Genomic DNA, 25,639 nt, shown 5'->3' with positions numbered 1-25,639 from the left:
CTTTATAGGATTTATCTGATTTTGCGGACGAATTTCAGAGCTGCAGAATCAGGGTTTTCAGCGGCGGCTGCTCATCCATTGACGGAAAATCGCCGCTCGGTTTCATCACTGTCCACTCGCGCACCGGCCGGCCGGCTTTCTCTGCACAACGCAAAACTTGCTCGCGCCAGTCGTCCATGCTGACTTTTGCCAGGTTATTGCAGCAGATCAGCACGCCATTGTCGGCGGTGGTCAGCAGTGCTGGCTTCAGTAGGCTCTGATAGTCGCGCAACAAGTCGACGGTGCCGAAAGCGCTCTTGGCCCAGGCTGGAGGATCCAGCAGCACCAGGTCGTACTGACGCTGTTCCAGACGTTGATAGCTTGGCAGTTTCTGCCCGCGGCGCTGGCTGATCGGCAGGCCGGCCAATTGGCGGATGGCCGGGAAATAGTCCGACTGGATGAATTCCATGGTCGGCAACTGGGGATTGAGCAGACCGTTCTCGCGGCCGACAGCCAGGTTGCCCTCAGCGAAGTCGAGGTTGCAGACTTCGCTCGCGCCACCGGCTGCCGCACTGAGGCCGACGCCACAGGTGTAGGCGAACAGGTTCAGCACACTTTTGTTTTTGCTGTGCTGCTTGACCCAGCCGCGTGTATTGCGCAGGTCGAGGAACAGCAGCGGATCCTGGCCGGCATGGCGACCGCGAACCCGGTAATTGAGCCCCCATTCGTGGCCGATCAGGTCTTGCAGGGCGGCCTCGTCGGAGCGGTAGACGGTGTCTTCGCGGACGATGCGCGAGTTGCCCCGGGAGCGATCGTTGTAGACCAGCAGCGTTTCGAGGCCCAGGTGTTGATTGATGGTTTCGTGCAAATGCAGCAACGCATCACGTTCCAGCGACTGGTGAAAGCTTTGCACCAGCAATTGCGGGCCGTAGCGGTCGATCGTCAGGCCGCCGGCGCCTTCCTGGCTGCCATGGAACAGGCGATAGCAATCGGTGCCTTGCTGATGCAGTTCGGCGAGCAAGTCCTGGCGACGATCGAGGGCGGCGCGCAGCGCCTGATTCAAGGAAGACATGCTGGGCGCCTTGCAGGAGGGAATTTGGCGCGGGAGTTTAACAGCTTGGCGCGGGACCGAGGTGCTGCCATCGCGAGCAAGCTCGCTCCCACAGGGGATTTGTGTCGTTCATCAGTCCAATGTGGGAGCGAGCTTGCTCCGGGCGGCGTTCCGACGAAGCTTTTAAGCGGTTTTCAGGTCAACAACCCCATCCGGCGTTTCGCCCGGTGCACCGAGCCGTTACGCACCGCCCAACGCAGCATCGGCGTGCTGCGGTTGACGCTGGCGCGGATCAGCTTGCGTTGCAGCGGGCTCTGTTGGACACCCAGCATGTCACTGGCCCAGTCCGGCAGCAGGTCGATCCCGGCCTGCATCATCAAACCGCCGAAAGGCCTGGCCAAACGACTGGGGGAGGGGGCGTTCAGCAACAGCCGCACCACTTCGCGACTGCGCTCGTCGCACAGCAGTTGTGGGCGAATGCGCTCAAGGTAATCAGCAATTTCCTGCCGCGAACGCGGCACGTCACGGGCGCCGAGCCGTTCGGCAACCAGCGCGATTTCCGCGTAGTAACGGTCCTGATCAGCAAGGGAAAGGTTGGGATTGCGGTAACGCAAATGGGCCGCGAGGAAGTTGCTGACTTCGGCCACGTGCACCCAGGTCAACAGATCGGGATCGCTGGCGGCGTAAGGCCGGCCATCCGGTGCAGTACCGGTCACTTGCAAGTGGACGGTGCGGACTTTCTCGATCAGCCAGTCGGCGTCCTTTCGCGAACCGAAGGTGGTGCCGGAAATGAACTGCCCGGTGCGGCGCAGTCGGCCAATCATGTCCTCGCGAAAATTCGAATGGTCCCAGATCCCGGCCAGGGCCAGTGGATGCAGGGCTTGCAGCATCAGGGCGCTGATGCCGCCGATCAGCATGCTGCTGAAGTCGCCGTGAACTTGCCAACTCACCGAATCCGGCCCGAACAGGCCGGGATCGCCCTTGGGGTTTTCCAGGTCGAGCTTGCCCAGGGACAGACCGGTCAGGCTCATGATCTGGGTTTCGATGCGGGTGCGGATGAATTCCATGGCGACTCAGTGGCGAAAAAAAGGCGCGGCTGTTATGGGCCGCGCGGGGAAGTTTAAAGCATGAACTTATTGATTCAGGCGTTTATCGACCAACTCCTGGATCACGCTCGGGTCGGCCAGGGTCGAGGTGTCACCCAGGCTGTCCAGTTCATTGCAGGCGATCTTGCGCAGAATGCGCCGCATGATCTTGCCCGAACGGGTTTTCGGCAAGGCCGGCGCCCACTGGATCAGGTCCGGTTTGGCGAAGCTGCCGATTTCCTCGCTGACGTGAGCGAGCAGTGCTTTCTTCAGTTCGTCACTGGGCTCGGTGCCGTTCATGGGGGTGACGAAGGCGTAAATGCCCTGACCCTTGACGTCATGCGGATAACCGACCACCGCCGCTTCGGCGATGCTGTCGTGCAGCACCAATGCGCTTTCCACTTCCGCGGTGCCGATGCGGTGCCCGGAAACGTTGATCACGTCGTCAATGCGACCGGTAATCCAATAGTCGCCGTCTTCGTCGCGCCGGGCGCCGTCGCCGGTGAAGTAATAACCGGGGTAGGGCTTGAAATAGGTGTCGACCATTCGTTGCGGGTCGCCGTAGACGCTGCGGATCTGCGCCGGCCAGCTGGACTTGATCGCCAGCACGCCGCTGCCGGCGCCTTTTATCTCCTTGCCCGTTTCATCCAGCAACACCGGTTGCACGCCGAACATCGGTTGCGTGGCGCAGCCGGGTTTGATCCGTTGAGCGCTGACCAGCGGGCTGAGCATGATGCCGCCGGTTTCGGTCTGCCACCAGGTATCGACGATTGGACAACGCTGTTCGCCGACGACGTTGAAGTACCAATCCCACGCTTCCGGGTTGATCGGCTCACCGACGCTGCCGAGTAGTCTGAGGCTCGCGCGGGAGGTTTCCTTCAACGGTTCGGGGCCTTCACGCATCAGCGAACGCAAGGCAGTCGGGGCGGTGTAGAAGATGTTGACGTGGTGCTTGTCGATCACCTGCCAGAAGCGCGAACTGCTCGGGTAGCTCGGCACACCTTCGAAAATCAGCGTGGTCGCGCCGTTGGCCAACGGACCGTAGACGATGTAGCTGTGGCCGGTGACCCAGCCGACATCGGCGGTGCACCAAAAAACTTCGTCGTCGCGGTAGTCGAGCACGTACTTGAAGGTCATCGCCGCTTGCAGCAGGTAGCCGCCGGTGGTGTGCAACACACCTTTGGGTTTGCCGGTGCTGCCGGAGGTGTAGAGGATAAACAGCGGGTCTTCAGCGCCCATCGGCTCAGGCGGGCAGTCGTCGCTGACGTCACGCAGCGCCTGGTGATACCAGATGTCCCGGCCCTCGACCCAGTCCACTTCGCCCTGAGTGCGCTCGACCACGATGACAGTGCTGACGTTCGGACAACTTTGCAGCGCCTTGTCGACTTTCTGCTTGAGCGGCACGAATTTACCGCCGCGCACGCCTTCATCGGCGGTGATCACAGTGCGGCAGTCGGCATCGAGAATCCGGTCACGCACGGAGTCCGGAGAGAAACCACCGAACACCACCGAATGCACCGCACCAATGCGCGTGCAGGCGAGCATGGCGTAGGCGGCTTCGGGGATCATCGGCATGTAGATGCACACGCGGTCGCCTTTCTTCACGCCACGGCTTTTGAGCACGTTGGCCAGGCGACAGACGTTGTGATGGAGTTTTTTGTAAGTGATCTGCGCGGATTCGGCAGGATCGTCACCTTCCCAGATGATCGCGATTTGATCACCGCGCTTTTCCAGGTGACGGTCGATGCAGTTGTAACTGACATTCAACTTTCCGCCGGCGAACCAGCTCGCCTCACCGGTTTTCAGGTTATAGCGCTGGACGGTATCCCACGGCTTACTCCAGTCGAGAAAGCGTGTGGCCTGTTCGGCCCAGAAGGTGCTGGGGTGTTCGATGGATTGGCGGTACAGGCGCTTGTAGTCGTCTTGACTTAATTGTGCAGCCCGGCGGACGGCATCGGCTTGGGGGAACGTGCTGATATCGAACATGACGGTTCCTTATTCTTGTTTTGCGACAAAGATAAAGATGCGCCGAGTGACCAACGGGTTCAAGTCATACACAAAACAACTGTGGGAGCGAGCTTGCTCGCGATGGCGGCATAACATTCAACTGAGATGTTGACTGTCAGTCCGCCATCGCGAGCAAGCTCGCTCCCACAGGGGATCGGGTCTAAGTAACTTAACCGCGGTGACGACCGCGGAAGTAGTTGATCAGGCCTTGGGTTGAAGCATCGTCAGCCGGGGTTTCTTCGCTGCCGACCAGGCGGTTGTAAACGCCTTTGCCCAGCTCTTTACCCAGCTCCACGCCCCACTGGTCGAAGGCGTTGATGCCCCAGATCACGCTTTGCACGAAGACTTTGTGTTCGTACATCGCCACCAATGCGCCGAGACGGCGCGGGCTGATGCGTTCGACCACCAACGTATTGCTCGGACGGTTGCCCGGGATCACTTTGTGTGGCGCGAGTTTTTGTACGTCTTCTTCGCTCATGCCTTTGTCGCGCAACTCGGCTTCGGCCTCGGCAAGGGTCTTGCCCAGCATCAGCGCCTGGCTTTGCGACAGGCAGTTGGCGTACAGCCACTGGTGGTGGTCGGACACCGGGTTGAAGCTGACGATCGGCACGATGAAGTCGGCCGGGATCAGTTGAGTGCCCTGATGCAGCAACTGGTGATACGCATGCTGACCGTTGCAGCCGACGCCACCCCAGATCACAGGACCCGTGTCGGTGGACACCGGAGTGCCGTCCTGGCGCACGCTCTTGCCGTTGGATTCCATGTCCAGCTGTTGCAAGTGCTTGGTGATGTTGCGCAGGTAATGGTCGTACGGCAGGATCGCGTGGCTCTGCGCGCCCCAGAAGTTGCCATACCAGATGCCGAGCAAGGCCAGTAGCACCGGCATGTTCTGATCGAAAGGCGTGCTCTGGAAGTGCTGGTCCATGGTGTAGGCACCGGAAAGCAGTTCCTTGAAGTTCGACATGCCGATGGCCAGGGCAATTGGCAAACCGATGGCCGACCACAACGAGTAACGGCCGCCAACCCAGTCCCACATCGGGAAGATGTTTTCTTCGCGGATCCCGAATGCCACAGCCGCTGCATTGTTGCTGGAGACGGCGATGAAGTGACGATACAGCTCGGCTTCCGAACCACCCTGAGCCAGGTACCAGGCGCGTGCGGCCTGGGCATTCTTCAGGGTTTCGAGGGTGTTGAAGGATTTCGACGAAACGATGAACAGCGTGGTTTCGGCGCGCAGTTTCATGGTCAGCTCGTGGAACTCACTGCCGTCGATGTTCGCCAGGTAATGGCAGCGCACGCCCTTCTGGGCGTAGGACAACAGTGCTTCAGAGACCAGCTCCGGGCCGAGGAACGAGCCACCGATGCCGATGTTTACCACGTCAGTGATCGGCTTCTCGGTGTAACCGCGCCACAGACCGTCGTGGATACGGCCCACGAGGTCGGTGATCTGGTTCAGGACCTTGTGCACTTCCGGCATCACGTTGACGCCGTTCACCGACAGCTTGTCGCCAACCGGACGGCGTAGCGCGGTATGCAAGGCGGGGCGGCCTTCGGAGGAGTTGACGATTTCGCCTTCGAACAGCGCTTTGATCGCGCCCTGGAGATCGACTTCGTTGGCCAGGCCCACCAGCAGATCGCGGGTCTCGGCGTTGATCAGGTTCTTCGAATAATCGAGAAACAGGCCGCAGCTGCTGAGGGTGAATTGGGTGAAGCGCTGCGGATCGGCATTAAACGCTTCGCGCATGCTGAAATCTTGCATGGCTTGGCGGTGATCATTCAACGCTTGCCAGGCGGGCAGAGCGGTAACGTCGTGAGGGGTGCGGTAATACGCCATCGCTGCGGGTTTCCTTTTTACTTGAACGGCCTTTTGAACACAAAAAATCCCGGAGCGCTGTGGGTGGGCGTCCGGTCAACTGCGTCGACACGATTTCATGACACAGGGCGAATACAGTAAACCTCGCGCTGCGATCTGTCTTGACTTTGTCTGACCCGTTCCCGGTACTTTTTTATACATTGAGCAGGGAACGGTCCGACAAACGGAAGGGGAATGGACTAAGACGGGATCAGGCGACCTGAACCGGAATGGCATTGCTGGTGTGGCTCAGTTCATTACCCGGCGCCATGTAGAGCATGCGTGGCTTGAAGTTGAGCAGTTCGGCTTCGCTGTAGTGGGCGTAGGCGCAGATGATCACGCGGTCGCCAACCTTGGCCTTGTGTGCGGCTGCACCGTTGACCGAGATCATGCGCGAACCTTCTTCACCACGGATCGCGTAGGTGGTGAAGCGTTCGCCATTGTCGACGTTGTAGATCTGGATCTGCTCGTATTCACGGATGCCGGACAGGTCCAGCCATTCGCCGTCGATGGCGCAAGAACCTTCGTAATCGAGTACAGCGTGGGTGACTTCGGCGCGATGCAGCTTGGCCTTGAGCATGATGGCGTGCATGAGTGTTTTCCCAGGTCGGAATCGAACGGCGGGCATTGTGCCCAAAGGCTTCAGGGCCAGCAATACGGGGTGTGGAGTCACCGCTGAACCCCTGTGGGAGCGAGCTTGCTCGCGATTGCGGAGGATCAGCCAACATCAATGTTGAATGTTAATCCGCTATCGCGAGCAAGCTCGCTCCCACAGGGATAAAGTGCGTTCAGTTAGATGCGTCGAGGTTGAGGTGGAGGTTATCGATCAACCGCGTAGTACCCAGAAATGCCGCCACCAGAATCACCAGATCCCGATCCACCGGGGTGGCCGGACGCAACGTCAGGGCATGACGAATTTCCAGATAATCAGGACGCAAACCGGCCGCTTCAAGCTGCTTGATCTGCGCGCCGATCAAGGTCGGGAAATCCCGCTCGCCCTGTTTGATCGCGTCAGCAATCTGGTTTAAACCGCGATACAGAACCGGCGCAACGGCCCGCTGTTCTTCGCTGAGGAAACCATTGCGCGACGACAGCGCCAGGCCATCGGCTGCACGTACCGTCGGTTCGCCGATGATCTGGATCGGCATGTTCAGGTCATGCACCAGGGCGCGGATCACTGCCAGTTGCTGGAAGTCTTTCTGGCCAAAGATTGCCAGGTCCGGCTGGACCATGTTGAACAGCTTCGTGACCACCGTCGCCACACCTTCGAAATGCCCGGGACGACTGGCGCCGCAGAGGCCCTCGGAGAGTTGTGGAACACTGACGCGGGTCTGCCCGGCGATGCCGTCGGGGTACATTTCTTCAGCAGTTGGCGCGAACAGCAAGTGGCAACCGGCCTGGAGCAGTTTCTCCTGATCGGCCGCGAGGGTGCGCGGGTACTTGTCGAGGTCTTCGCCGGCGCCGAACTGCAGCGGGTTGACGAAAATGCTCGCGACCACGAAATCCACCCGTTGGGTGGCTTTGGTAATCAGTGCAACATGACCGCTGTGCAGGTTGCCCATGGTCGGCACGAAGCCGATTCGCTTGCCTTCGCCACGGGCACGGGCCACGGCGGCCCGCAATTCGCGTACGGTTTTTACGGTGTTCATGCAGAGAATCCGTGTTCGATACCTGGGAAAGTCGCCGCTTTGACTTCAGTGACGTAAGCGCCAATCGCCGCTTGAATGTTTTGTTGCCCGGCCATGAAGTTCTTCACGAACTTCGGCACACGGCCAGTGATCGACAGGCCGAGCATGTCGTGCAGAACCAATACCTGGCCGTCGGTGCCGCTGCCGGCGCCGATGCCGATTACCGGAATGCCCACAGCCTGGGTTATTTCCTGAGCCAGTTCGCTCGGTACGCACTCGAGCAGCAACATGGATGCACCGGCCTGCTCCAGTGCGATGGCGTCGGCACGCATTTGCCGCGCCTGGTTCTCGCTGCGACCCTGGACTTTGTAACCGCCCAGAATGTTCACCGATTGCGGTGTCAGCCCCATGTGCGCGCACACCGGGATACCGCGTTCGGCCAGCAGACGGATCGAGTCCGCCAGCCACAGTGCACCTTCAACTTTGACCATGTGCGCACCGGCCTGCATCAACAGGGCGCTGTTGGTCATGGCTTGTTCGGTGGTGGCGTAGGCCATGAAGGGCAGGTCGGCGAGGATCAAAGCGTCGGTGTTACCGCGTTTGACGGCCGCCACGTGGTAAGCCATTTCTGCGGTAGTGACTGGCAGGGTGCTGTCGTGACCTTGCAAAACCATGCCAAGGGAGTCGCCCACCAGCAACACTTCGACGCCCGCTTCATTGCAGGCGTGGGCGAAGGTCGCGTCATAGCAGGTCAGCATGGTGATTTTTTCACCTTTTTGCTTGAGACCTTGCAGAGTGGTCAGGGTGATGGCTGGCATGAAAAGTTCCTCATTCAGGCGCTGTGGAAACTACTGCGAGTAACGCGCGTGATTCTTCGTTAAATACAGGCGCACGGTCTGTTGTCGTGCTTTTAAGGCCTGGATTGCGCCCTTCAGCGCCGTGTTGGCGGCAGCGGGACGCCTATAGTCGTGAGGAGAACTCGGGAAGTCAATTGCGTGTGTTACCGCGTTGTTACGCTAAGGGTGTTACCGGGGGAACTGATGCGATTCAGCAGGATTTGTGACGGCGCCCACTCAGCAGGCCGGAAGGCGTTCCAGCCCGACGAACGGGCAGGCAGCGAGTAAATCACTCAGGCTGCGACCATCGGCCAGACGCAAATCCGCAGGCGTCAGCTCGGCTAGTGGATAGAGAACAAAAGCTCGTTCTTGCATGTGGTAGTGAGGCACCTTGAGGCGAGGTTCATCGATCAGCCGATCACCGAACAATACGATGTCGAGATCCAGCGTACGCGGCCCCCAGCGTTCAAGGCGCTCGCGGCCCTGTCCGTTCTCGATTACTTGCAGCGCATCAAGCAGGTCCAATGGCGCAAGCGTGCTGTCGAGGGCGGCGACCGCGTTGGTGTAACGCGGTTGGCCGGGCAGCAGCGAGTCGCTCTGATAAAACCCGGATACCCCGATCAGTTTGGTCTGCGGCAACTGCGCCAGCGCCTCGACGGCGCTGCGCAATTGTTCGGCGGGGTCAGCCAGATTGCTGCCCATGCCGATGTAGATGCGTTCCATGGATTACTCGCCCGTGGTGCTCGGTGCGCCTGCGGTGCGTTTGCGCTTGGCGCCACCGCTGCGGCGACGTTTGCGTGGAGCGCCGGTGCCGTCATCCTTGCCGCTGAGGTCGCGGATCATGTCGCGACGTTCGCTGTCGTTGGCGTCCTGATAGTCCGTCCACCATTCGCCCAGGCCATCGGTCTGCTCACCGGCGCTTTCGCGCAGCAGCAGGAAGTCGTAACCGGCACGGAACCGCGGGTTGTCCAGCAACAGGTCGGCGCGCTTGCCGCTGCGGCGTGGCAGACGCTCCTGCATGTCCCAGATCTCGCGGATCGGCATGGTGAAGCGTTTCGGAATCGCGATGCGCTGGCACTGTTCGGCGATCAGCTCATGAGCGGCTTCCTGCATGGCCGGAATCGGCGGCATGCCACGTTCTTGCAGGCGCAGTACGCGGGCCGGCAGGGCAGGCCAGAGCAGGGCCGCAAACAGGAACGCCGGGGTCACCGGTTTGTTCTGTTTGATCCGCAGGTCGGTGTTGATCAACGCTTCGCTGATCAGCGTGTGGGTGTACGTCGGGTTATATTCCAGCGCCTCGGCACTGGCCGGGAACAGCGGATCGAACAGCTGCAGGTCGACCAGCATCTCAAAGGTGTCCGCGGCATGGCCGGAGAGGAACAGCTTGAGCACTTCTTCGAACAGGCGGGCCGACGGAATCTCGCGCAGCATCGACGCCAGGTCGCGGATTGGCGCGGCGCTGTGCTTTTCGATGCCGAAATTCAGCTTGGCGGCGAAGCGCACGGCTCGCAGCATCCGTACCGGGTCTTCCTGGTAACGTTGCTTTGGATCGCCGATCAGGCGGATCAGGTGATTGCGAATGTCGTGTACGCCGTTGGCGTAGTCGAGGATGCGCTCGCTGACCGGATCGTAATACAAGGCGTTGATGGTGAAGTCGCGGCGTTGCGCATCTTCTTCCAGCGTGCCGTAGACGTTATCGCGCAGGATGCGCCCGCTCTCGTTGCGCGAGGACTGGTTGCTGTCTTCCTCTTCATCGTTTTGCGGGTGATTGGCGCGGAAGGTCGCGACTTCGATGATTTCGCGGCCAAAGTGGATGTGCACCAGCTTGAAGCGACGACCGATAATCCGCGCGTTGCGGAACTCGGCCCGCACCTGTTCAGGTGTGGCACTGGTGGCGACGTCGAAATCTTTTGGCGTGATGCCGAGCAGCATGTCACGCACACAGCCGCCGACCAGATAAGCCTGGTAACCGGCGTTCTGCAGGCGTTCGACGATGTTCACCGCGTAGCGACTGAATTGGGCCTTTTGCAGCGAATGTTGGCCGCTGTTGAGCACTTCAGGCGTACTGCGAATGTGTTGCGTATGACGCTTGGGAGAACGGAATGACTGGAACAGCTTCTTCAGCATGGGATGCACTGTTTGAAGGAATGTTCGGCCAAAACGAAGAATGACCGCATGATGGGCGGGGATTCTAGCATTTAGTCGGGGGATGGTGTAGGAAGCTGCGCAAGCGCTTGAAGGGGGTGCCGATTGGCGTGTCTAAACGCCAGAAACTACAAGGGGAGCCGAAGCTCCCCAAGAAAGTAGTTGCATGCTCTATTTTTATTTTTGATTCGGGCTTCTTGTTTTTGTTGAGTGCCCTCGCCATGAAGTTTTTCCTTCATGACCCTCCCAATCGGGAGCCAAGAGCAAACGGATTGCTTTGGTCGCTGTGTTGCAGTGATCTTGCGATCCAACCAGTGCAGGCTCTGTCTTGTGACAGTTTTTATTGTTCTCGGCCTGGTCGTGGGGCAAGCCCCAAATACAACGCCTCTCCAAAAGAATCAGTTAGCTGCGCCTCTCGCCGTCTTGTTTTTATTGTGCGTGAGTCGATTCGTCTTATTTTTATTGTCTTGTGCATTGCTTGTTATTGTTCTTGTACTGAACATATAGCAGGGTGCGTGCCAACTTTTGTGAAGCCCAGCAAAACAAAGGGTTAGGCCGGCTGATGAGGTTTTCAGAGGCCAAAAAAAACCGGGGCTTCGTTACCGTAAGCCCCGGCTTCTGTTACGTGAAAAATCTGAGGTAACAGTTTTTTCACAAGGTCACGTGTTACCCACGCATCAGACAGGTGACATTCAGCTTTCGCTGGCGACCCCGGTCTTGCGCCTCGGGATGCCTAGGCGCTGACGACGTTCCCACAGGCATTTGCGGCTGACCCCGAGTTTGCGTGCCAATTCGGTTTCGGTCATGTGGTCCTGATGCTCGAGTACGAAGTGCTGGAAGTAGTCTTCCAGTGACAGGTCCTCGGTCGGCTCGTGGCTGGTGTTGTTTGCGTTGTTGCCCTGTTGGGGCGCCAGGCCGATGAAGTCATCGTCTTCCAGATCGCTCAGTTCGATGTCGATACCCAGCAGCTCGGCGGAAATTTCCGGGCTCTCGCACAGGATGACCGCACGTTCTACTGCGTTTTCCAGCTCTCGAACGTTACCCGGCCAGGCGTAATGACGAATCGCCTGCTCGGCATCCGGGGCGAACTTCAGGTCGGTGCGGTTGACCCGCGCGCTCTGCCGCGCCAGGAACGCGGTGGCAATTTCGTTGACGTCCGCGCCGCGCTCGCGCAGGGCCGGCAGCTTCAGGGCGATCACGTGAAGGCGGTAATACAAGTCTTCACGGAACTGGCCGATCTTCGCCAGGCTCTTGAGGTCGCGGTGAGTCGCGGCGATCAGGCGCACATCGACTTTCTGGGACTGCACCGAACCCACACGACGAATTTCACCTTCCTGCAGCACGCGCAGCAGGCGGGCCTGGGCTTCCAGTGGCAGTTCGCCGATTTCGTCGAGGAACAAGGTGCCGCCGTCGGCCGCTTCCACCAGACCGGCACGCCCGGCGCTGGCGCCAGTGAACGCGCCTTTTTCGTGGCCGAACAGTTCGGACTCGATCAGGCTTTCCGGAATGGCGGCGCAGTTCACCGAAATCATCGGCGCCTTGGCGCGTTTGGACAGATTGTGCAGGGCGCGCGCGACCAGTTCTTTACCGGTGCCGGATTCGCCCTGGATCAGGACATTGGAGTCGGTTGGCGCGACTTTGCGGATCTTGCTGTACAGATCCTGCATAGGCGGGCAGGAGCCGATGATGCCGATTTCGCCGTTGTTGTTGCTGGCGCCCGGTTTCGCGGCGCCATTACCGGCTTTGCCGGCGACCGGTTCACCGCTGGCTTGCACTGACTGCCGGTCGCGCAGGATTCGCGCGACGGCCTGGAGCATCTCGTCGTGATCAAAAGGCTTGGCGATGTAATCGACCGCGCCCATCTTCATCGAGTCGACCGCCGAACGCAGGCTGGCGTAGCTGGTCATGATCAGCACCGGAGTGCCCTGGCCGAGTTTGATCAACTCGGTGCCAGGCGCGCCAGGCAGGCGCAGGTCACTGACGATCAGGTCGAACGTGGGGATGGTGAAGCGTTCTTGTGCTTCCTGCACTGAACCGGCTTCGCTGACCTGGTACTGGTTACGTTCCAGCAGGCGGCGCAAGGCGGAGCGGATAATTGTTTCGTCTTCGACGATCAAAATGTGCGGCATTGATTCGATACTCTCGACGGTCTCAGTTCACAGCGGACGTCGCTTCGACATGACGCGGCAAGGTCACCCGGATACGGGTGCCGCGTTGGCTTTGAACATCAGCCGGGCTGTCGATGGTGATTTGTCCATAATGCTCTTCAACGATGGAATAGACCAGTGCAAGGCCCAGACCGGTGCCTTCGCCAGGATCCTTGGTGGTGAAGAAAGGTTCGAACAATCTATCCATGATGTTCTTCGGAATACCGCTGCCTTCGTCCTCCACGATCAAATCGACCGTGTGTTCGCCGGCTTCGCTTTTGACGCGCACCGCACTGCCGGGAGGCGAGGCGTCGCGGGCGTTTGAGAGCAAGTTGATCAGTACTTGCGCGAGGCGCTGCGGGTCGCCTTCGACCCAGTGATCGGGGTCGCACAGGTTGTAGAACTGCACCTCGAAATTACGTCGGTTCAGCGCCAGCAGGCCTATCGCATCCTGGGCCACTTCCGCCAGACAGACGGGCTCGTCGCTGTGCTGATGACTGCCAGCGTGGGCGAAACTCATCAGCGACTGAACGATACGCGACACGCGTTTGGTCTGCTCCAGGATCTGCCCGCTGATTTCCTTCAGTTCGCTGTCTTCTTCGCGCTCTTCGCGCAGGTTTTGCGCCAGGCAGGCGATACCGGTAATCGGGTTGCCGATTTCATGGGCCACGCCGGCGGCCAGTCGGCCGATGCTGGCCAAACGCTCGGAGTGCACCAGTTTGTCTTCGAGCATCTGGGTTTCGGTCAGGTCTTCTACCAGCAACACCAAACCGCTGTTACCCGGTGCGAGCGGTTCATCGATCGCCGCTTTGTGCAGGTTCAACCAGCGGGTCTGGCCGTCGAGGGCCAGGTGCTGTTTGTGCAAATGTTCGTCCGGCAGATTGATGAAGCCTTGCAGCAGCTCTTTCCACGGATCGGCGATGGTACTCAGGCGCGAGCCGACCACACGCTGCGCGGCAATCCCGGTCAGCTCCTCCATGGCTTTGTTCCACATGAGGATTTCCTGGTCCTTGGCCAGAGAGCAAACGCCCATCGGCAATTCCTGCAAGGTCTGGCGGTGATAGCGGCGCAGGGCATCGAGTTCGGCGGCAAGCCCGGTCAGGCGCGAGTGGTAGTCCTCGAGGCGACTCTCGATGAAGTGGATGTCTTCGGTGACGTAGTTTTCGCCACCGGCCTTATAAGGCAGGAATGTCTCGACCATGTCCTGAGCCACGCTCGGCCCCATCAGGCCGGAGAGGTTGGCTTCGATGCGGTCGCGCAATCGGCGCAAGGCGTAAGGCCGGCGCTCATCGAACGGCAGATAGAGGTCGCGCAGGGCTTGTTCGACTTCTTTCTGTGCTGCTTTCGCGCCCAATGGTTTTGCAAGCTGCGTAGCGAACTCCTGGGGTGAGGCGGCGTGCAGTTCGCGGCGTTGCGGCCGGCGCACGTTGTCCACGGCGCAGGCTTCCGCCGCGCTGGCCTCTTCGCTGCTGGCGTTGGTGAACAGCGAGATCAGGGTGAACATCAGCACGTTGGCGGCCAGCGACGCGATCGCCGCCATGTGCCAACTGGTGTCGTCCAGCACATAGATCATATTCAGCAGCGGAATGTAGAAACCCTGCAGGTTGCCCACCAGCGGCAGCAGCATGGTCACCAGCCATACCAGAATCCCCGCGAGCAAACCGGCGATAAAGCCACGGCGGTTGGCGGTCGGCCAATACAGAACCGAGAGTACGCCCGGCAGGAATTGCAACGTAGCCACAAACGCCACGATGCCGAGGTTGGCCAGGTCCTGCTCAGCACCCAGCAGCAGGTAAAAACCGTAACCGGCCATGATGATCGCAACGATCAGCGCCCGACGGGTCCACTTCAACCAACGATAGATGTTGCCTTCGGCCGGCGGCTGATAGAGCGGCAGCACCAGGTGGTTCAGCGCCATCCCGGACAGCGCCAGGGTGGTGACGATGATCAGCCCGCTGGCCGCCGACAATCCGCCGATATAGGCCAATAGCGCCAGGGCCTTGCTGTTGGCCGCGATGCCGATGCCCAGCGTGAAGTATTCAGGGTTGGTGGTGGCGCCAAGTTTCAGTCCGGCCCAGAGAATCAGCGGTACCGCCAGGCTCATCAGCAGCAGGAACAGCGGCAAGCCCCAGCTCGCACTGACCAGTGAGCGAGGGTTGAGGTTTTCGGTAAACGTCATGTGGTACATGTGCGGCATCACGATCGCCGAGGCGAAGAACACCAGTAGCAACGTGCGCCATGGACCTTCCTGCAATGGCGTGTGCAGCGCGGCGAGGGCGGTCTGGTTTTGCAGCAGCCACAGTTCCAGCTGTTGCGGGCCGTCGAACACGCCATAAAGGGCATACAGGCCGACGCCGCCAATGGCGATCAATTTGATCACCGACTCGAAAGCAATCGCGAACACCAGGCCCTCGTGTTTCTCGCGGGTGGCAATGTGGCGGGAGCCGAAAAAAATCGTGAACAGCGTAATCAGTGCGCAGAAGCTCAGCGCCACGCGATGCTGCACCGGCTCACGGGTGAGGATGCCGATGGAGTCGGCGACCGCCTGAATTTGCAAGGCCAGCAGCGGCAGCACCCCGATCAGCATGAAGATCGTGGTCAGCGCACCGGCCCAGGTGCTGCGAAAGCGGAAGGCGAACAGATCGGCCAGCGACGACAGCTGATACGTGCGGGTGATTTTCAGGATCGGATACAAAAGCACCGGCGCCAGCAGGAACGCGCCGGACACCCCGAGGTAACTGGACAGAAAACCGTAGCCGTATTGATAGGCCAGGCCCACGGTGCCGTAAAACGCCCAGGCACTGGCATAAACCCCCAGCGACAGGGTGTACGTCAGCGGGTGGCGAATGATCGCCCGGGGGATCATGCCCCGTTCGCTGACCCAGGCTACGCCGAACAGCACCGCCAGGTACGCGGCGCTGATCAGGATCATCTGGGTCAGGCTAAAGCTCATCGGCATCTTTTTGGCTCTGCAGAATGAAGGTCACGACGATCAGAATCAGCCAGAGCAGATAAGGGCGATACCAGGCGCCAGTGGCGTCGATCCACCAATCCATGATGGCCGGGGAGAACAGATAAATCCCCACTACCAGGAGCAGGACCAAGCGATAGATGTACATCCCGGCCTCTCTTTTTTATGCGCGTGCCCGAAAACGTGCGGGGATGGTAACGGATGGGCGCGCCACTGCAAGTGTGATCACTGTAATTGCGCTTCGGGCAGGTTGAGCGTGCGCGGAATCAATAATGCATCCCAGTGGGCAATACCCCAGTTCAGCACTTCCCGTGGTGTGGCATAAGCCAACTCGGCACCGGGGTTCTGCCCCAATGCGCGCAATGCACGCAGCAACAACGGGGTCGCCTGATCTTCGGTCAACGGCGGCGAACGGTAGGACTTGCCGAGTTTGTTGCCATCGGGCTGGGTAATCAGCGGGATATGCAGGTAGCGCGGTTGCGGCAGGCCGAGCAGTTCTTGCAAGTAGAGCTGGCGCGGCGTGGAGTCGAGCAGGTCGGCGCCACGAACAATGTCGGTGATACCTTGCCAGGCATCGTCCAGCACCACGGCCAACTGATAGGCGTAAAGCCCGTCGCGGCGGCGGATCACGAAATCGCCGACCTCCCGGCCCAGGTGTTGGCGGTATTCGCCTTGCACCCGGTCGATGAAGTGGTATTCAAGCTCGGGGACGCGCAGGCGAATCGCGGCATTTTCAGTGCCGTGGCCGGCATTGCGGCACAGTCCCGGATAAATCCCGTGATAGGGCGCAAGTGTTTTGCGCGAGCAGGTGCACGCGTAGGCCAGACCGTGATTGAACAGGCGATTGAGGACTTCGGCGTAGGCATCGTGCCGGTCGCTCTGTCGGACCATTTCGCCATCCCACTCGAAACCGTAGCTTTCCAGGGCGTTAAGGATTGCCGCTTGAGCACCGGGTTCTTCCCGTGGCGGATCGAGATCTTCCATGCGCATCAGCCAGCAGCCCCCCACCGAACGCGCATCGAGGTACGAGGCCAGCGCTGCGACCAGCGAACCGAAATGCAGATGTCCACTGGGCGTGGGGGCGAAGCGCCCGATGTAGGTGGGGGAAGCGATGGCGGTCATAAGGCGATGTCAGGCTGTCCAATCGTTTTGAGCATGGCTTGAAGCCGCCTTCGCGAGCAAGCTTCGCTCCTACAGAAGATTGCGCCAGCCTTTGTAGGAGCGAAGCTTGCTCGCGAAGGCAATTCCGAAGACGCAACAAATATCAGCGAATGCCGGAAACAAAAACGGAGCGTTCGCACGCTCCGTTTTTTCGTTCAAGTCGAGATTACTTACCGACTTGCTTTTCCTTGATTTCCGCCAGGGTTTTGCAGTCAACGCACATGTCGGCGGTAGGGCGGGCTTCCAGTCGCTTGACGCCAATTTCGACGCCGCAGGACTCGCACCAGCCATATTCTTCGTCTTCGATCAGTTGCAGCGTCTTGTCGATCTTCTTGATCAACTTGCGCTCGCGGTCGCGGGCACGCAGCTCGAGGCTGAATTCTTCTTCCTGGCTGGCACGGTCTGCCGGGTCCGGGAAGTTGGCCGCTTCGTCTTTCATGTGATCAACCGTACGGTCGACTTCCTGCATCAAGTCCTGTTTCCACTTATTCAGGATCTTGGTGAAGTGAGCGCGCATGGGTTTGCCCATGTACTCCTCGCCCTTTACTGCCTGGTAGGGTTCGAAGCCGCTGATCGACTGGTTTTGCTGCTTTGCTTGGGTGGGCATGAAATGGACCGCCTCTACTCTTGTAATCCATTGCGCAGGATTGCTCCATCACCGACACCTGCCGGCCCTGCGGCTGCAAGCGGGCGAACTTACCAGATCAAATCGGACCGCGCTACTCCCGGATGTCGAGGTAGTGGCCCGCGGTGCTTGCAAATGATTGCCAAGCCTTGTCTGGCGGTGCTGGAGACCTGATCAAATATTGATTTTAGTCAAACCTGGGGCACACGCTCGAGTCGTTTGTGGCCAGGGTTATAACGCGTCTGACCGCTTTAGGTTCTCGCTCGTTCCTGCGCTTGGGTAGAATCAATTTTTTCCCCCGTTGAAGGAAGGCTAATGGCTCAGCCCTACAGTGCCCGCAGTCGCGCGATCGAACCTTTCCATGTCATGGCGCTGCTGGCGCGGGCCAATGAACTGCAAGCGGCTGGCCACGACGTGATCCACCTGGAAATCGGCGAGCCAGACTTCACCACCGCCGAGCCGATCATTCAGGCCGGCCAGGCCGCATTGACGGCGGGGAAGACCCGTTACACCGCGGCGCGGGGTATTCCCGAGTTGCGCGTGGCCATTTCAGGCTTTTATCAGCAGCGTTATGGGCTGAACATCGATCCGCAGCGAATCCTTATCACCCCTGGCGGTTCTGGCGCGCTGCTGCTGGCCAGTGCCTTACTGGTAGACCCAGGCAAACACTGGCTGCTGGCGGACCCGGGTTACCCGTGCAACCGGCATTTCCTGCGGCTGGTGGAAGGCGCTGCGCAGCTTGTCCCTGTAGGCCCGGACGTGCGATATCAGCTGACGCCGGACCTGATTGCACGCCATTGGGATCACGACAGCGTCGGCGCCCTGGTGGCATCGCCGGCGAACCCGACCGGGACGATCCTGACCCGCGATGAATTGGCAGGTCTGTCTGCCGCGATCAAGGCACGCCACGGTCATCTGGTGGTGGACGAGATCTATCACGGTCTGACTTATGGCACTGATGCGGCCAGCGTGCTGGAAGTCGATGACAGCGCCTTTGTGCTGAATAGTTTTTCAAAGTATTTCGGCATGACCGGCTGGCGCCTTGGCTGGCTGGTGGCGCCGGAAGCGGCGGTCGGTGAGCTGGAAAAACTCGCCCAGAACCTCTACATCAGCGCCCCGAGCATGGCCCAGCACGCCGCGTTGGCGTGCTTCGAACCCGCGACCATTGCCATTCTCGAAGAGCGTCGCGCCGAATTTGGTCGTCGTCGTGATTTCCTCCTGCCAGCTCTACGGGCGCTGGGCTTCGGTATCGCTGTGGAACCCGAAGGCGCGTTCTACTTGTACGCCGATATCAGCAAGTTCGGCGGCGATGCCTTCGCGTTCTGCAGGCATTTCCTCGAAACCGAGCATGTGGCGATTACCCCCGGTCTGGACTTTGGCCGTTATCAAGCCGGGCATCACGTGCGGTTTGCCTACACCCAAAGCCTGCCGCGCCTACAGGAGGCGGTCGAGAGGATTGCTCGCGGCTTGAAGAGCTGGCAAGGCTGATGCGTTTTCATCCTCCCCTCGAAGAAGGCCGTTTGATTCGTCGTTACAAGCGTTTTCTCGCCGATATCGAAACCGTTAGCGGCGAGTTGCTGACCATTCACTGCCCGAACACCGGCTCGATGCTCAATTGCCAGGTGGAGGGCGGGCAGGTCTGGTTCAGCCGTTCCAACGACCCCAAGCGCAAGTTGCCTGGCACCTGGGAAATCGGCGAAACGCCGCAGGGACGCTTGTTTTGCGTGAACACCGGGCGGGCCAACGGCTTGATCGAGGAGGCACTGCGAGCCGGTGTCATCACCGAATTGAACGGCTTTTCCGAGTTGAAGCGCGAAGTGGCCTACGGTCAGGAAAGCAGCCGCATCGATTTCCGTCTCGATTACCCGAGCGGGCCTGCTTATGTGGAAGTCAAAAGCGTCACTTTGGGTTTCGATGGGTCTTCAGTGGCGGCCTTTCCCGATGCTGTGACCCAGCGCGGGGCCAAGCATTTGCGTGAATTGGCGCATTTGGCTCGGGACGGAATTCGTGCGGTGCAGTTGTATTGCGTCAATCTCAGCGGCATCGACGCCGTGCGTCCTGCAGAAGAAATCGATTCGGCCTACGCCGCAGCTTTGCGTGAGGCGGTGTCGTGTGGGGTCGAGGTGCTGGCCTATGGTGTGCACTTGACCCACGAAGAAATGGTGGTCGATCGGCGTCTGGGCGTGTTGCTCAACGATTAAAGGCTGATCCAGATCCCTTGCTCGTCTTCGTTGCACGCGACGGTGGTCAGGGACTGCCCGGCGCAAGGGCCAGCGACGCATTCCCCGTCTTCGATCAGAAACAGTGCGCCGTGGGTCGCGCACTGGATCAGGCTGTTGCTGGGGTCGAGAAACTGGTCGGGTTTCCATTCCAGTCCGACGCCACGGTGTGGGCAGCGATTGATGTAAACGTAAGCCTGACCGCCACGGCGCACGGCAAAGAGCTTCTGGCCGTCGATGTCGAAGCCGCGACTGCTGGCATCGGCCAGTTCAACGCCTGCACAAAGAAACTTCATGTCTATCCTCAAGTCCGGCGGCTCGTGACTGGATATGTCCGAGCTTGACGTTCAAATGCAAACAATTATCAAATGGCCGCCTTGCCTGTTGGGTTCAGGTGCCAGAGGCCGAGGATACTTGGCCTGTCATCTCGATGCCCGGGAAAACCCTTAAAGGAAGCTGTTTATGCGCCTGAGTACCCGCGTTGCTGCGCTCTGTGTCGGACTCCTCGTCAGTCACCACGCCGCAGCGGCCGAGTTGCCACAACGTTGGGTCAGTGCCGGTGGAGCTTTATCGGAATGGATCAGCGCGCTGGGCGGTGAATCGAAACTGGTCGGTGTCGACACCACCAGTCAGCATCCTGAATCGCTCAAGGCATTGCCAAGCATCGGGTATCAGCGGCAATTGTCGGCGGAGGGTATTTTGAGCTTACGCCCGCAAATACTGGTCGGTACCGAGGAAATGGGACCGCCACCGGTACTTTCGCAGGTTCGCAGTGCAGGCGTGCAGGTCGAACTGTTCTCGGCCCAGCCGGACCTGCCGACCTTGCGGGGTAATTTGCAGCATTTGGGCAAGTTACTCGGCGCTGAAGATCAGGCTTCGCAGGTGTTTCAGACTTATCAACAGCAACTCGATCAACAAAGGATCCGGGTCACTCGGGCGCAGTTGAAGGAAAAATCGCCGGGTGTGCTGTTGTTGCTTGGCCACGCGGGCGGTAAACCGCTCATCGCCGGCAAGGACACCGCCGCCGATTGGTTGCTGCAGCAGGCCGGTGGGCACAATCTGGCCACGCATACCGGCTACAAACCCTTTTCTGTCGAATCCCTGATCAGTCTGGATCCCGAGGTGCTGGTGTTTGCCGATCGTGCACTGACCGGCGATGCGGCCCGCGCGGCGTTGTTCAAGGAGAACCCGATGCTGTCCTCGACCCGCGCAGCCAAGTACGGGCGAGTCATGGAGCTTGATCCGACGTTGTTGGTCGGGGGCTTGGGGCCGCGGCTACCCGATGCGCTGAAAAAACTGTCTGGCGCTTTTTACCCCGGTACTGCCGGCCAATGACCATTCTGGTTAAACCCCGCGTTTTATTCATTGGTCTGATCCTGCTGTGTGTGTTGGCCATCTGGCTGTCGTTGGCGCTTGGGCCGGTGAGCTTGCCGTTGCTCGACACCTTGCGTGCAGCCCTGCGGCTGGTGGGTGTACCGATCGCGCCCGACGGACTGGAACAGGCTGAGCTGATCCTCGGGCAGATTCGCTTGCCGCGAACCTTGTTGGGCTTGGCCGTGGGGGGTGTGTTGGCACTGTCCGGCGTCGCGATGCAGGGGCTGTTTCGTAATCCTCTGGCCGATCCGGGGCTGGTCGGTGTCTCCAGCGGAGCGGCATTGGGCGCGGCCATTGCGATCGTCGGTGGTTCTGTGTTCGGCGGTCTGCCTGAAGCCTTCGGGCCTTATCTGTTATCGCTGTGCGCGTTTCTCGGCGGGCTCGGCGTGACGGCGCTGGTGTATCGACTGGGCCGGCGCAACGGGCAGACCAACGTCGCGACCATGTTGCTGGCCGGTATTGCGTTGACTGCGCTGGCCGGCTCCGCCGTGGGGCTGTTCACCTATCTGGCGGATGACGCGACGTTGCGCACCCTGACGTTCTGGAACCTGGGCAGCCTCAATGGCGCCAGTTATTCGCGGCTCTGGCCGTTGCTGCTGATCAGTGCCGGCGTGGCACTGTGGCTGCCGCGCCGGGCCAAGGCCTTGAATGCGTTGTTGCTGGGTGAGTCGGAGGCCGGTCACTTGGGCATCGACGTCGAAAGGCTCAAGCGTGAACTGGTGTTCTGTACGGCGCTGGGTGTGGGTGCAGCGGTGGCAGCCGCGGGGATGATCGGGTTTGTCGGTCTGGTGGTGCCACATCTGGTGCGACTATTGGCCGGTCCCGATCATCGGGTTCTGTTGCCAGCGTCAGTATTGGCGGGTGCCAGTCTGTTGTTGTTTGCCGATCTGGTGGCGCGACTGGCCCTGGCGCCGGCCGAATTGCCAATCGGGATCGTCACGGCTTTTATCGGTGCGCCGTTCTTTCTGTATTTGTTGCTCAGAGGACGTGCCTGATGTTGCGAGCGCAAAATCTGCAAATCCGTCGGGGTCGAAAGATTGTCCTGACGGACATCACGCTTGAGCTCAAACCGGGCGAAGTCCTCGGTGTGCTGGGGCCTAACGGTGCCGGCAAAAGCACCTTGCTCGGCGCCTTGTGCGGTGAACTGAAGGCTGATCACGGCAGCGTCTGGCTCGACGAGCGCGAGTTGAGCGATTGGGCCGGGACGACGCGAGCGCAGCGTTTGGCGGTATTGCCGCAGGTGTCGACCCTGGATTTCGCCTTTCGCGTCGAAGAAGTGGTCGGCATGGGTCGCTTGCCCCATCAAAGCGGCCGGGTCCGCGATGACGAGATCGTCGCCGCCGCGTTGCACGCAGCCGATGCCGGGCATTTGAGTGGCCGTAGCTATCTGGCCTTGTCCGGTGGCGAACGACAGCGGGTGCATCTGGCTCGGGTTCTGGCGCAGCTCTGGCCGGGCGAAGCAGGGCAAACGTTGTTACTCGATGAGCCCACATCGATGCTCGACCCGCTTCATCAGCACACCACTTTGCAAGCCGTACGCGAGTTCGCCAATCGCGGCGCGGCGGTGCTGGTGATCCTGCATGATCTGAACCTGGCGGCGCGCTATTGTGATCGCCTGTTACTGCTCGAAAGTGGACGCCCGGTGGCGCTCGATGTCCCGGAGCAGGTGTTGCGCCCGGAACCACTCAAGGCCGTGTTCGGGCTGGAAGTGCTGGTGCAGCAGCACCCGGAGCGTGGGCATCCGCTGATCATCGCCCGCTGAGCGTTTTATGGGGGTGAACACATGCGTGGATTTTTGATGCTGGCTTTGCTGATGCTGAGTGCCTGCCAGCATGTTTCGACTCCGCCGCCGGTTGTCGGCGAGATTCGGGACTTGCGCAGCGGCCAGACCCTCACGGCTCAGGAGTTGGTTGCGCGGTTGGAGAAGCCATCACGGCTGATCGTGGGTGAGCAGCATGACAATCGCGATCACCATCAACTGCAATTGTGGTTATTGCAGTCGCTGGGTGAGCGGCGAGCTCAAGGCAGTCTGTTGCTGGAAATGCTCACGCCGGATCAACAGCTGCGGGTCGACGACGTTCGTCGCGCCTCGCCGCCACCGGCGGATTTGCCCGGTGCATTGGCCTGGCAGTCTGGCTGGGACTGGAATGTGTACGGGCCGGTCGTTCGTTTCGCGATGGCCCAGTCATACCCGCTGCTGGCAGCCAATCTGGACACGCTTGAAGTCCGTACCTTTTATGCCAATCCCCCGACATTGAGCGGAACGCGCTCCAACGCTGCTTCAGTCAAGGGTGAGTTGCTGGAGCAAATCAGCGACTCCCACTGTGGCCTGCTGCCTGAATCGCAAATGCCGGCGATGCTGGCGGTCCAACAGCAACGTGATCGACGGATGGCCGAGCGCCTGCTGGCGGCGCCTACGCCTTCACTGTTGTTTGCCGGCGCTTACCATGCGCGCAAGGATGTCGGCGTGCCGATTCATGTGCTTGATCTGGGAGAACCCCAGGCGCCTGCAGTGTTGATGCTGGCGGAGCAGGGGCGCGAGGTCACCACGGCCATGGCTGATTACGTCTGGTACACGCCTGCCACACCGCCCCAGGATTACTGCGCGCAAATGCGTAAGCAATTTGGCAAGTGATCGAACGACTTTTCTCCAAGCAAAAAAAGACCCGGCAAGAGCCGGGTCAAATAACCGTGATTAGCCTGATGAGGAGATATCTGAGAGTCCGAACCAAGGGCTTTTCAAATATCGACCAGTCTCGCGACCAGTTGTGATAATCATAGCGATTCTCATTACCAAGTCAACCGCTGATTTCCCAATTATTTGGATTGCGCTGTCCACTGGTGGGAAACGCCCATAATCCTGGGTTTCAGCCTGTGCGGTTGAGTGAATTCAGCTGAGTGATCTGCTTGTTCAGCAGGTCGATGCGTCGGGCCATGCTCTCGATCAGGCTGTGGGCGATCTTCGGGTTGCTTTGGGTCAGACTGAGAAACTGGTCCTTGGGGATCAGCATGACGGTGCTGGGTTCGCTGGTGATCACGCTGGCGTTACGCTTCTCGCCGGTGAACACCGCCATGGCGCCGAAAATCTCGTCATTGGGAACATCGCCGACTTTATGCCCGTCGACAAAGGCTTCGGCATGACCATCAATGATGACGAATACCTGATCCGCTTCATCGCCCTGACGGATCAACACTTCGCCACTGGCCACGCGCTGAAAGCTATTGGTGCTTCGAAACTCGGGTTGTTTCAGACGGGCGACGGCGTCGGACAGCAGGGCGGACTGACCGGCCATGTATTGAAGGAACAGCTCCGAACGCTCCGGGTCAGCATAGATATGCTGAAAAACCTCGGATCGCAGGTAAGGCGTCAATGCCAGTGGGCTGTCGCTGCGAAAGCGGCAGCGCGGCAGTTCCGAGCCCCGGCGCAAGCCGATCAGATCTCCCTCGTGCAGATAGAACAGTGCCCGCTCGTCAATGCATCCATGCAGCAGGCCGTTATCCAGCACAAACAGTTGATTGCCGGGTAATAGGGCCGCCAGATCATCGACGGTTGAAAACGCCAGGGGCGGTCCGCAAGGCGTCAAACCTTCCAGTAGCCGGAAGGGAATATGTTGCAGTCGGTTAATCAACGCGTCGGCGTAAGCCGGTTGTTCCCCAAGTAGGTACATGGTTGCTGCGCCCGTTCAGTTCTTGTGACGTGACGAGATAGCCTCAAGCTGTTTGTTCAAAGCGTCCTTGCGCTCGGCGGGAATGTCGTTCCAGTGCACATCCATCAGGGCACCTTCGATGGCATACAACAACACCTTGGACGCGCGAAACCCGCGCGTGCGCACGGCCCGATAAGCATCCACCGCCCCCAGGCGACGCAAGTCCGAGGCGCTGTGGATGCCCACGGCATGCAGCCACTGCGCCGACGTCTTGCCAAGATTCTTCAGGTGCTGCAGTTCATCATTCATCAAGCCTCCTTGCGACGGCCGAACGGTGCGTGGGCGAGCTTCTCAGGAGTGTAGCCATCAGTAGGAAAAGCGTGATTGTTTGGTCGGTTTCGACGCAAAAGCTTCTAAGCGGCGAAGTTCCCAAGCAGCGTGAACGTCCGCGAGCGCGGTAAGAAAAGAGGGCGGTGGAATCAGGTCTCCAGGCAAAATATGCCCAGCGTTCAGCGCAAAGCGGGGGCGCCGAACGTGTCAGTCAAAGGTCGCTTTTAGCGGGTGCGATAACGCAGGCGTGTACCGAAATTCATCGACATCAGGATCTCGTCAGCACTCAGCTCTGGCGGGAAGTAGGCGCCGGAGATCTGTGCGTGAGCGAGGCTCGCGCCTTCCAGGGAGGCGTTGCGAAAGTCGATGCCGCGCAAGTCGGCGGAGCGGAAATAGGCATCGGTAAAGTCAACGCCGTCGGCGTTCAATTCACGCAAGTCCAGACCCCGAAAATCGCCACCGACCATGTCGATAGGTCCGTCTTTTGGGCGCTCGTTGTTGAAACCTGTGATGTCGTCTTTGTGCAACAAAGCATAAAGCGGGGTGTCGAGTAGTTTCGGCTGGCTCATGTCACATCACCTG

24 protein-coding genes are annotated in these 25,639 nt (G+C 59.8%); 6 read left to right on the top strand and 18 right to left on the bottom strand.

Translation table 11 applies throughout. The features are described 5' to 3' along the window. Positions 1-34 precede the first annotated feature (34 nt). The 14 genes from ACYZT7_RS27775 to dksA all read right to left on the bottom strand — a co-directional run bounded on the left by ACYZT7_RS27775 (position 35) and on the right by dksA (position 17,469). A complete protein-coding gene (locus ACYZT7_RS27775; RefSeq protein WP_462039006.1) occupies positions 35-1,051 on the bottom strand; it encodes a class I SAM-dependent rRNA methyltransferase in 1,017 nt (338 codons plus the stop codon). Between the two features lie 173 nt (positions 1,052-1,224). Next, the gene (locus tag ACYZT7_RS27770; RefSeq protein WP_462039005.1) at positions 1,225-2,097 is read right to left on the bottom strand and encodes an oxygenase MpaB family protein; all 873 of its coding nucleotides are present in this window, start codon (positions 2,095-2,097) and stop codon (positions 1,225-1,227) included. A 66-nt stretch (positions 2,098-2,163) separates the two neighbouring features. Beyond that, positions 2,164-4,101: an acetate--CoA ligase gene (gene acs / locus ACYZT7_RS27765; RefSeq protein ID WP_462039004.1), complete on the bottom strand. Its 1,938-nt coding sequence runs from the start codon at positions 4,099-4,101 to the stop codon at positions 2,164-2,166. Positions 4,102-4,291: 190 nt separating this feature from the next. After that, positions 4,292-5,956: a glucose-6-phosphate isomerase gene (gene pgi / locus ACYZT7_RS27760; RefSeq protein ID WP_462039003.1), complete on the bottom strand. Its 1,665-nt coding sequence runs from the start codon at positions 5,954-5,956 to the stop codon at positions 4,292-4,294. 229 nt (positions 5,957-6,185) lie between these two features. Continuing rightward, complete coding sequence (gene panD, locus ACYZT7_RS27755; RefSeq protein ID WP_003228271.1) at positions 6,186-6,566, bottom strand: aspartate 1-decarboxylase; 381 nt, start codon at positions 6,564-6,566, stop codon at positions 6,186-6,188. Positions 6,567-6,762: 196 nt separating this feature from the next. After that, positions 6,763-7,623, bottom strand: a complete 861-nt coding sequence (panC, locus tag ACYZT7_RS27750; RefSeq protein WP_462039002.1) for a pantoate--beta-alanine ligase — start codon at positions 7,621-7,623, stop codon at positions 6,763-6,765. After that, positions 7,620-8,420 carry a 3-methyl-2-oxobutanoate hydroxymethyltransferase gene (panB, locus tag ACYZT7_RS27745; RefSeq protein WP_449645882.1) on the bottom strand — a complete coding sequence of 267 codons (801 nt, stop codon included), beginning with the start codon at positions 8,418-8,420 and terminating at the stop codon, positions 7,620-7,622. The genes panC and panB overlap by 4 nt, the downstream gene beginning before the upstream one ends. Before the next feature lie 255 nt (positions 8,421-8,675). Beyond that, positions 8,676-9,161 (bottom strand): 2-amino-4-hydroxy-6-hydroxymethyldihydropteridine diphosphokinase, encoded by a 486-nt coding sequence (gene folK, locus ACYZT7_RS27740; protein ID WP_462039001.1) that lies wholly within the window; start codon positions 9,159-9,161, stop codon positions 8,676-8,678. Positions 9,162-9,164: 3 nt separating this feature from the next. After that, a complete protein-coding gene (locus tag ACYZT7_RS27735) occupies positions 9,165-10,565 on the bottom strand; it encodes a polynucleotide adenylyltransferase PcnB (protein ID WP_462039000.1) in 1,401 nt (466 codons plus the stop codon). 710 nt (positions 10,566-11,275) lie between these two features. Further along, positions 11,276-12,712 carry a sigma-54-dependent transcriptional regulator gene (locus ACYZT7_RS27730; RefSeq protein ID WP_462038999.1) on the bottom strand — a complete coding sequence of 479 codons (1,437 nt, stop codon included), beginning with the start codon at positions 12,710-12,712 and terminating at the stop codon, positions 11,276-11,278. Positions 12,713-12,734: 22 nt separating this feature from the next. Continuing rightward, the gene (locus ACYZT7_RS27725; protein WP_185752803.1) at positions 12,735-15,689 is read right to left on the bottom strand and encodes a sensor histidine kinase; all 2,955 of its coding nucleotides are present in this window, start codon (positions 15,687-15,689) and stop codon (positions 12,735-12,737) included. After that, positions 15,673-15,849 carry a hypothetical protein gene (locus tag ACYZT7_RS27720; RefSeq protein WP_003176118.1) on the bottom strand — a complete coding sequence of 59 codons (177 nt, stop codon included), beginning with the start codon at positions 15,847-15,849 and terminating at the stop codon, positions 15,673-15,675. The genes ACYZT7_RS27725 and ACYZT7_RS27720 overlap by 17 nt, the downstream gene beginning before the upstream one ends. Positions 15,850-15,926: 77 nt before the next feature. Continuing rightward, positions 15,927-16,823: a tRNA glutamyl-Q(34) synthetase GluQRS gene (gluQRS, locus tag ACYZT7_RS27715; RefSeq protein WP_462038998.1), complete on the bottom strand. Its 897-nt coding sequence runs from the start codon at positions 16,821-16,823 to the stop codon at positions 15,927-15,929. Positions 16,824-17,028: 205 nt separating this feature from the next. Continuing rightward, on the bottom strand, positions 17,029-17,469 hold the full coding sequence (gene dksA, locus ACYZT7_RS27710; RefSeq protein ID WP_045059401.1) for an RNA polymerase-binding protein DksA: 441 nt from the start codon (positions 17,467-17,469) through the stop codon (positions 17,029-17,031). A 333-nt stretch (positions 17,470-17,802) separates the two neighbouring features. On the opposite strand from dksA, the gene ACYZT7_RS27705 reads away from it, so the two are divergent. Next, positions 17,803-18,975 carry a pyridoxal phosphate-dependent aminotransferase gene (locus tag ACYZT7_RS27705; protein WP_462038997.1) on the top strand — a complete coding sequence of 391 codons (1,173 nt, stop codon included), beginning with the start codon at positions 17,803-17,805 and terminating at the stop codon, positions 18,973-18,975. Next, a complete protein-coding gene (gene sfsA, locus ACYZT7_RS27700) occupies positions 18,975-19,688 on the top strand; it encodes a DNA/RNA nuclease SfsA (protein ID WP_462038996.1) in 714 nt (237 codons plus the stop codon). Before ACYZT7_RS27705 ends, sfsA begins: the two co-directional genes overlap by 1 nt. Here sfsA and ACYZT7_RS27695 read toward each other — a convergent pair. Then, positions 19,685-20,002 (bottom strand): Rieske (2Fe-2S) protein, encoded by a 318-nt coding sequence (locus ACYZT7_RS27695; RefSeq protein ID WP_462038995.1) that lies wholly within the window; start codon positions 20,000-20,002, stop codon positions 19,685-19,687. The genes sfsA and ACYZT7_RS27695 overlap by 4 nt on opposite strands. 166 nt (positions 20,003-20,168) lie before the next feature. Here ACYZT7_RS27695 and ACYZT7_RS27690 point away from each other — a divergent pair, with 166 nt between their 5' ends. Genes ACYZT7_RS27690 through ACYZT7_RS27675 form a run of 4 tightly spaced genes read left to right on the top strand, consistent with a single transcriptional unit; the run spans position 20,169 to position 23,715 of the window. After that, positions 20,169-21,041, top strand: coding sequence for a heme/hemin ABC transporter substrate-binding protein (locus tag ACYZT7_RS27690; RefSeq protein ID WP_462038994.1), 873 nt, complete (start codon positions 20,169-20,171; stop codon positions 21,039-21,041). Between the two features lie 50 nt (positions 21,042-21,091). After that, positions 21,092-22,075: a FecCD family ABC transporter permease gene (locus ACYZT7_RS27685; RefSeq protein WP_282381871.1), complete on the top strand. Its 984-nt coding sequence runs from the start codon at positions 21,092-21,094 to the stop codon at positions 22,073-22,075. Next, positions 22,075-22,842 carry a heme ABC transporter ATP-binding protein gene (locus ACYZT7_RS27680; protein WP_462038993.1) on the top strand — a complete coding sequence of 256 codons (768 nt, stop codon included), beginning with the start codon at positions 22,075-22,077 and terminating at the stop codon, positions 22,840-22,842. Before ACYZT7_RS27685 ends, ACYZT7_RS27680 begins: the two co-directional genes overlap by 1 nt. A 21-nt stretch (positions 22,843-22,863) precedes the next feature. Next, positions 22,864-23,715 carry a ChaN family lipoprotein gene (locus ACYZT7_RS27675; RefSeq protein WP_462038992.1) on the top strand — a complete coding sequence of 284 codons (852 nt, stop codon included), beginning with the start codon at positions 22,864-22,866 and terminating at the stop codon, positions 23,713-23,715. 232 nt (positions 23,716-23,947) lie between these two features. Here the strand turns inward: ACYZT7_RS27675 and ACYZT7_RS27670 are convergent, their stop codons facing one another. The 3 genes from ACYZT7_RS27670 to ACYZT7_RS27660 all read right to left on the bottom strand — a co-directional run bounded on the left by ACYZT7_RS27670 (position 23,948) and on the right by ACYZT7_RS27660 (position 25,626). After that, on the bottom strand, positions 23,948-24,748 hold the full coding sequence (locus ACYZT7_RS27670; protein WP_462038991.1) for a Crp/Fnr family transcriptional regulator: 801 nt from the start codon (positions 24,746-24,748) through the stop codon (positions 23,948-23,950). Between the two features lie 15 nt (positions 24,749-24,763). Continuing rightward, positions 24,764-25,036 (bottom strand): TfoX/Sxy family protein, encoded by a 273-nt coding sequence (locus ACYZT7_RS27665; RefSeq protein ID WP_003228231.1) that lies wholly within the window; start codon positions 25,034-25,036, stop codon positions 24,764-24,766. Between the two features lie 245 nt (positions 25,037-25,281). After that, entirely contained in the window at positions 25,282-25,626 is a 345-nt protein-coding gene (locus tag ACYZT7_RS27660; protein WP_008015079.1) for a pentapeptide repeat-containing protein, read from the bottom strand. Positions 25,627-25,639 lie beyond the last annotated feature (13 nt).

Source organism: Pseudomonas sp. RT4P38 (assembly GCF_054897765.1).
The sequence above is the reverse complement of the archived record's forward strand: the minus strand, read 5'-3'. Positions and strand labels throughout refer to the sequence as shown.

Coding starts and splice junctions, on each gene's coding strand:
- panB (WP_449645882.1), bottom strand. CDS start 8,420: ATGCCAGCCATCACCCTGACCACTCTGCAAGGTCTCAAGCAAAAAGGT.
- panC (WP_462039002.1), bottom strand. CDS start 7,623: ATGAACACCGTAAAAACCGTACGCGAATTGCGGGCCGCCGTGGCCCGT.
- ACYZT7_RS27735 (WP_462039000.1), bottom strand. CDS start 10,565: ATGCTGAAGAAGCTGTTCCAGTCATTCCGTTCTCCCAAGCGTCATACG.
- ACYZT7_RS27730 (WP_462038999.1), bottom strand. CDS start 12,712: ATGCCGCACATTTTGATCGTCGAAGACGAAACAATTATCCGCTCCGCC.
- dksA (WP_045059401.1), bottom strand. CDS start 17,469: ATGCCCACCCAAGCAAAGCAGCAAAACCAGTCGATCAGCGGCTTCGAA.
- ACYZT7_RS27720 (WP_003176118.1), bottom strand. CDS start 15,849: ATGTACATCTATCGCTTGGTCCTGCTCCTGGTAGTGGGGATTTATCTG.
- panD (WP_003228271.1), bottom strand. CDS start 6,566: ATGCACGCCATCATGCTCAAGGCCAAGCTGCATCGCGCCGAAGTCACC.
- ACYZT7_RS27680 (WP_462038993.1), top strand. CDS start 22,075: ATGTTGCGAGCGCAAAATCTGCAAATCCGTCGGGGTCGAAAGATTGTC.
- ACYZT7_RS27775 (WP_462039006.1), bottom strand. CDS start 1,051: ATGTCTTCCTTGAATCAGGCGCTGCGCGCCGCCCTCGATCGTCGCCAG.
- ACYZT7_RS27670 (WP_462038991.1), bottom strand. CDS start 24,748: ATGTACCTACTTGGGGAACAACCGGCTTACGCCGACGCGTTGATTAAC.
- ACYZT7_RS27695 (WP_462038995.1), bottom strand. CDS start 20,002: ATGAAGTTTCTTTGTGCAGGCGTTGAACTGGCCGATGCCAGCAGTCGC.
- ACYZT7_RS27725 (WP_185752803.1), bottom strand. CDS start 15,689: ATGCCGATGAGCTTTAGCCTGACCCAGATGATCCTGATCAGCGCCGCG.
- acs (WP_462039004.1), bottom strand. CDS start 4,101: ATGTTCGATATCAGCACGTTCCCCCAAGCCGATGCCGTCCGCCGGGCT.
- ACYZT7_RS27660 (WP_008015079.1), bottom strand. CDS start 25,626: ATGAGCCAGCCGAAACTACTCGACACCCCGCTTTATGCTTTGTTGCAC.
- ACYZT7_RS27770 (WP_462039005.1), bottom strand. CDS start 2,097: ATGGAATTCATCCGCACCCGCATCGAAACCCAGATCATGAGCCTGACC.
- ACYZT7_RS27665 (WP_003228231.1), bottom strand. CDS start 25,036: ATGAATGATGAACTGCAGCACCTGAAGAATCTTGGCAAGACGTCGGCG.
- gluQRS (WP_462038998.1), bottom strand. CDS start 16,823: ATGACCGCCATCGCTTCCCCCACCTACATCGGGCGCTTCGCCCCCACG.
- folK (WP_462039001.1), bottom strand. CDS start 9,161: ATGGAACGCATCTACATCGGCATGGGCAGCAATCTGGCTGACCCCGCC.
- ACYZT7_RS27675 (WP_462038992.1), top strand. CDS start 22,864: ATGCGTGGATTTTTGATGCTGGCTTTGCTGATGCTGAGTGCCTGCCAG.
- pgi (WP_462039003.1), bottom strand. CDS start 5,956: ATGGCGTATTACCGCACCCCTCACGACGTTACCGCTCTGCCCGCCTGG.
- sfsA (WP_462038996.1), top strand. CDS start 18,975: ATGCGTTTTCATCCTCCCCTCGAAGAAGGCCGTTTGATTCGTCGTTAC.
- ACYZT7_RS27690 (WP_462038994.1), top strand. CDS start 20,169: ATGCGCCTGAGTACCCGCGTTGCTGCGCTCTGTGTCGGACTCCTCGTC.
- ACYZT7_RS27705 (WP_462038997.1), top strand. CDS start 17,803: ATGGCTCAGCCCTACAGTGCCCGCAGTCGCGCGATCGAACCTTTCCAT.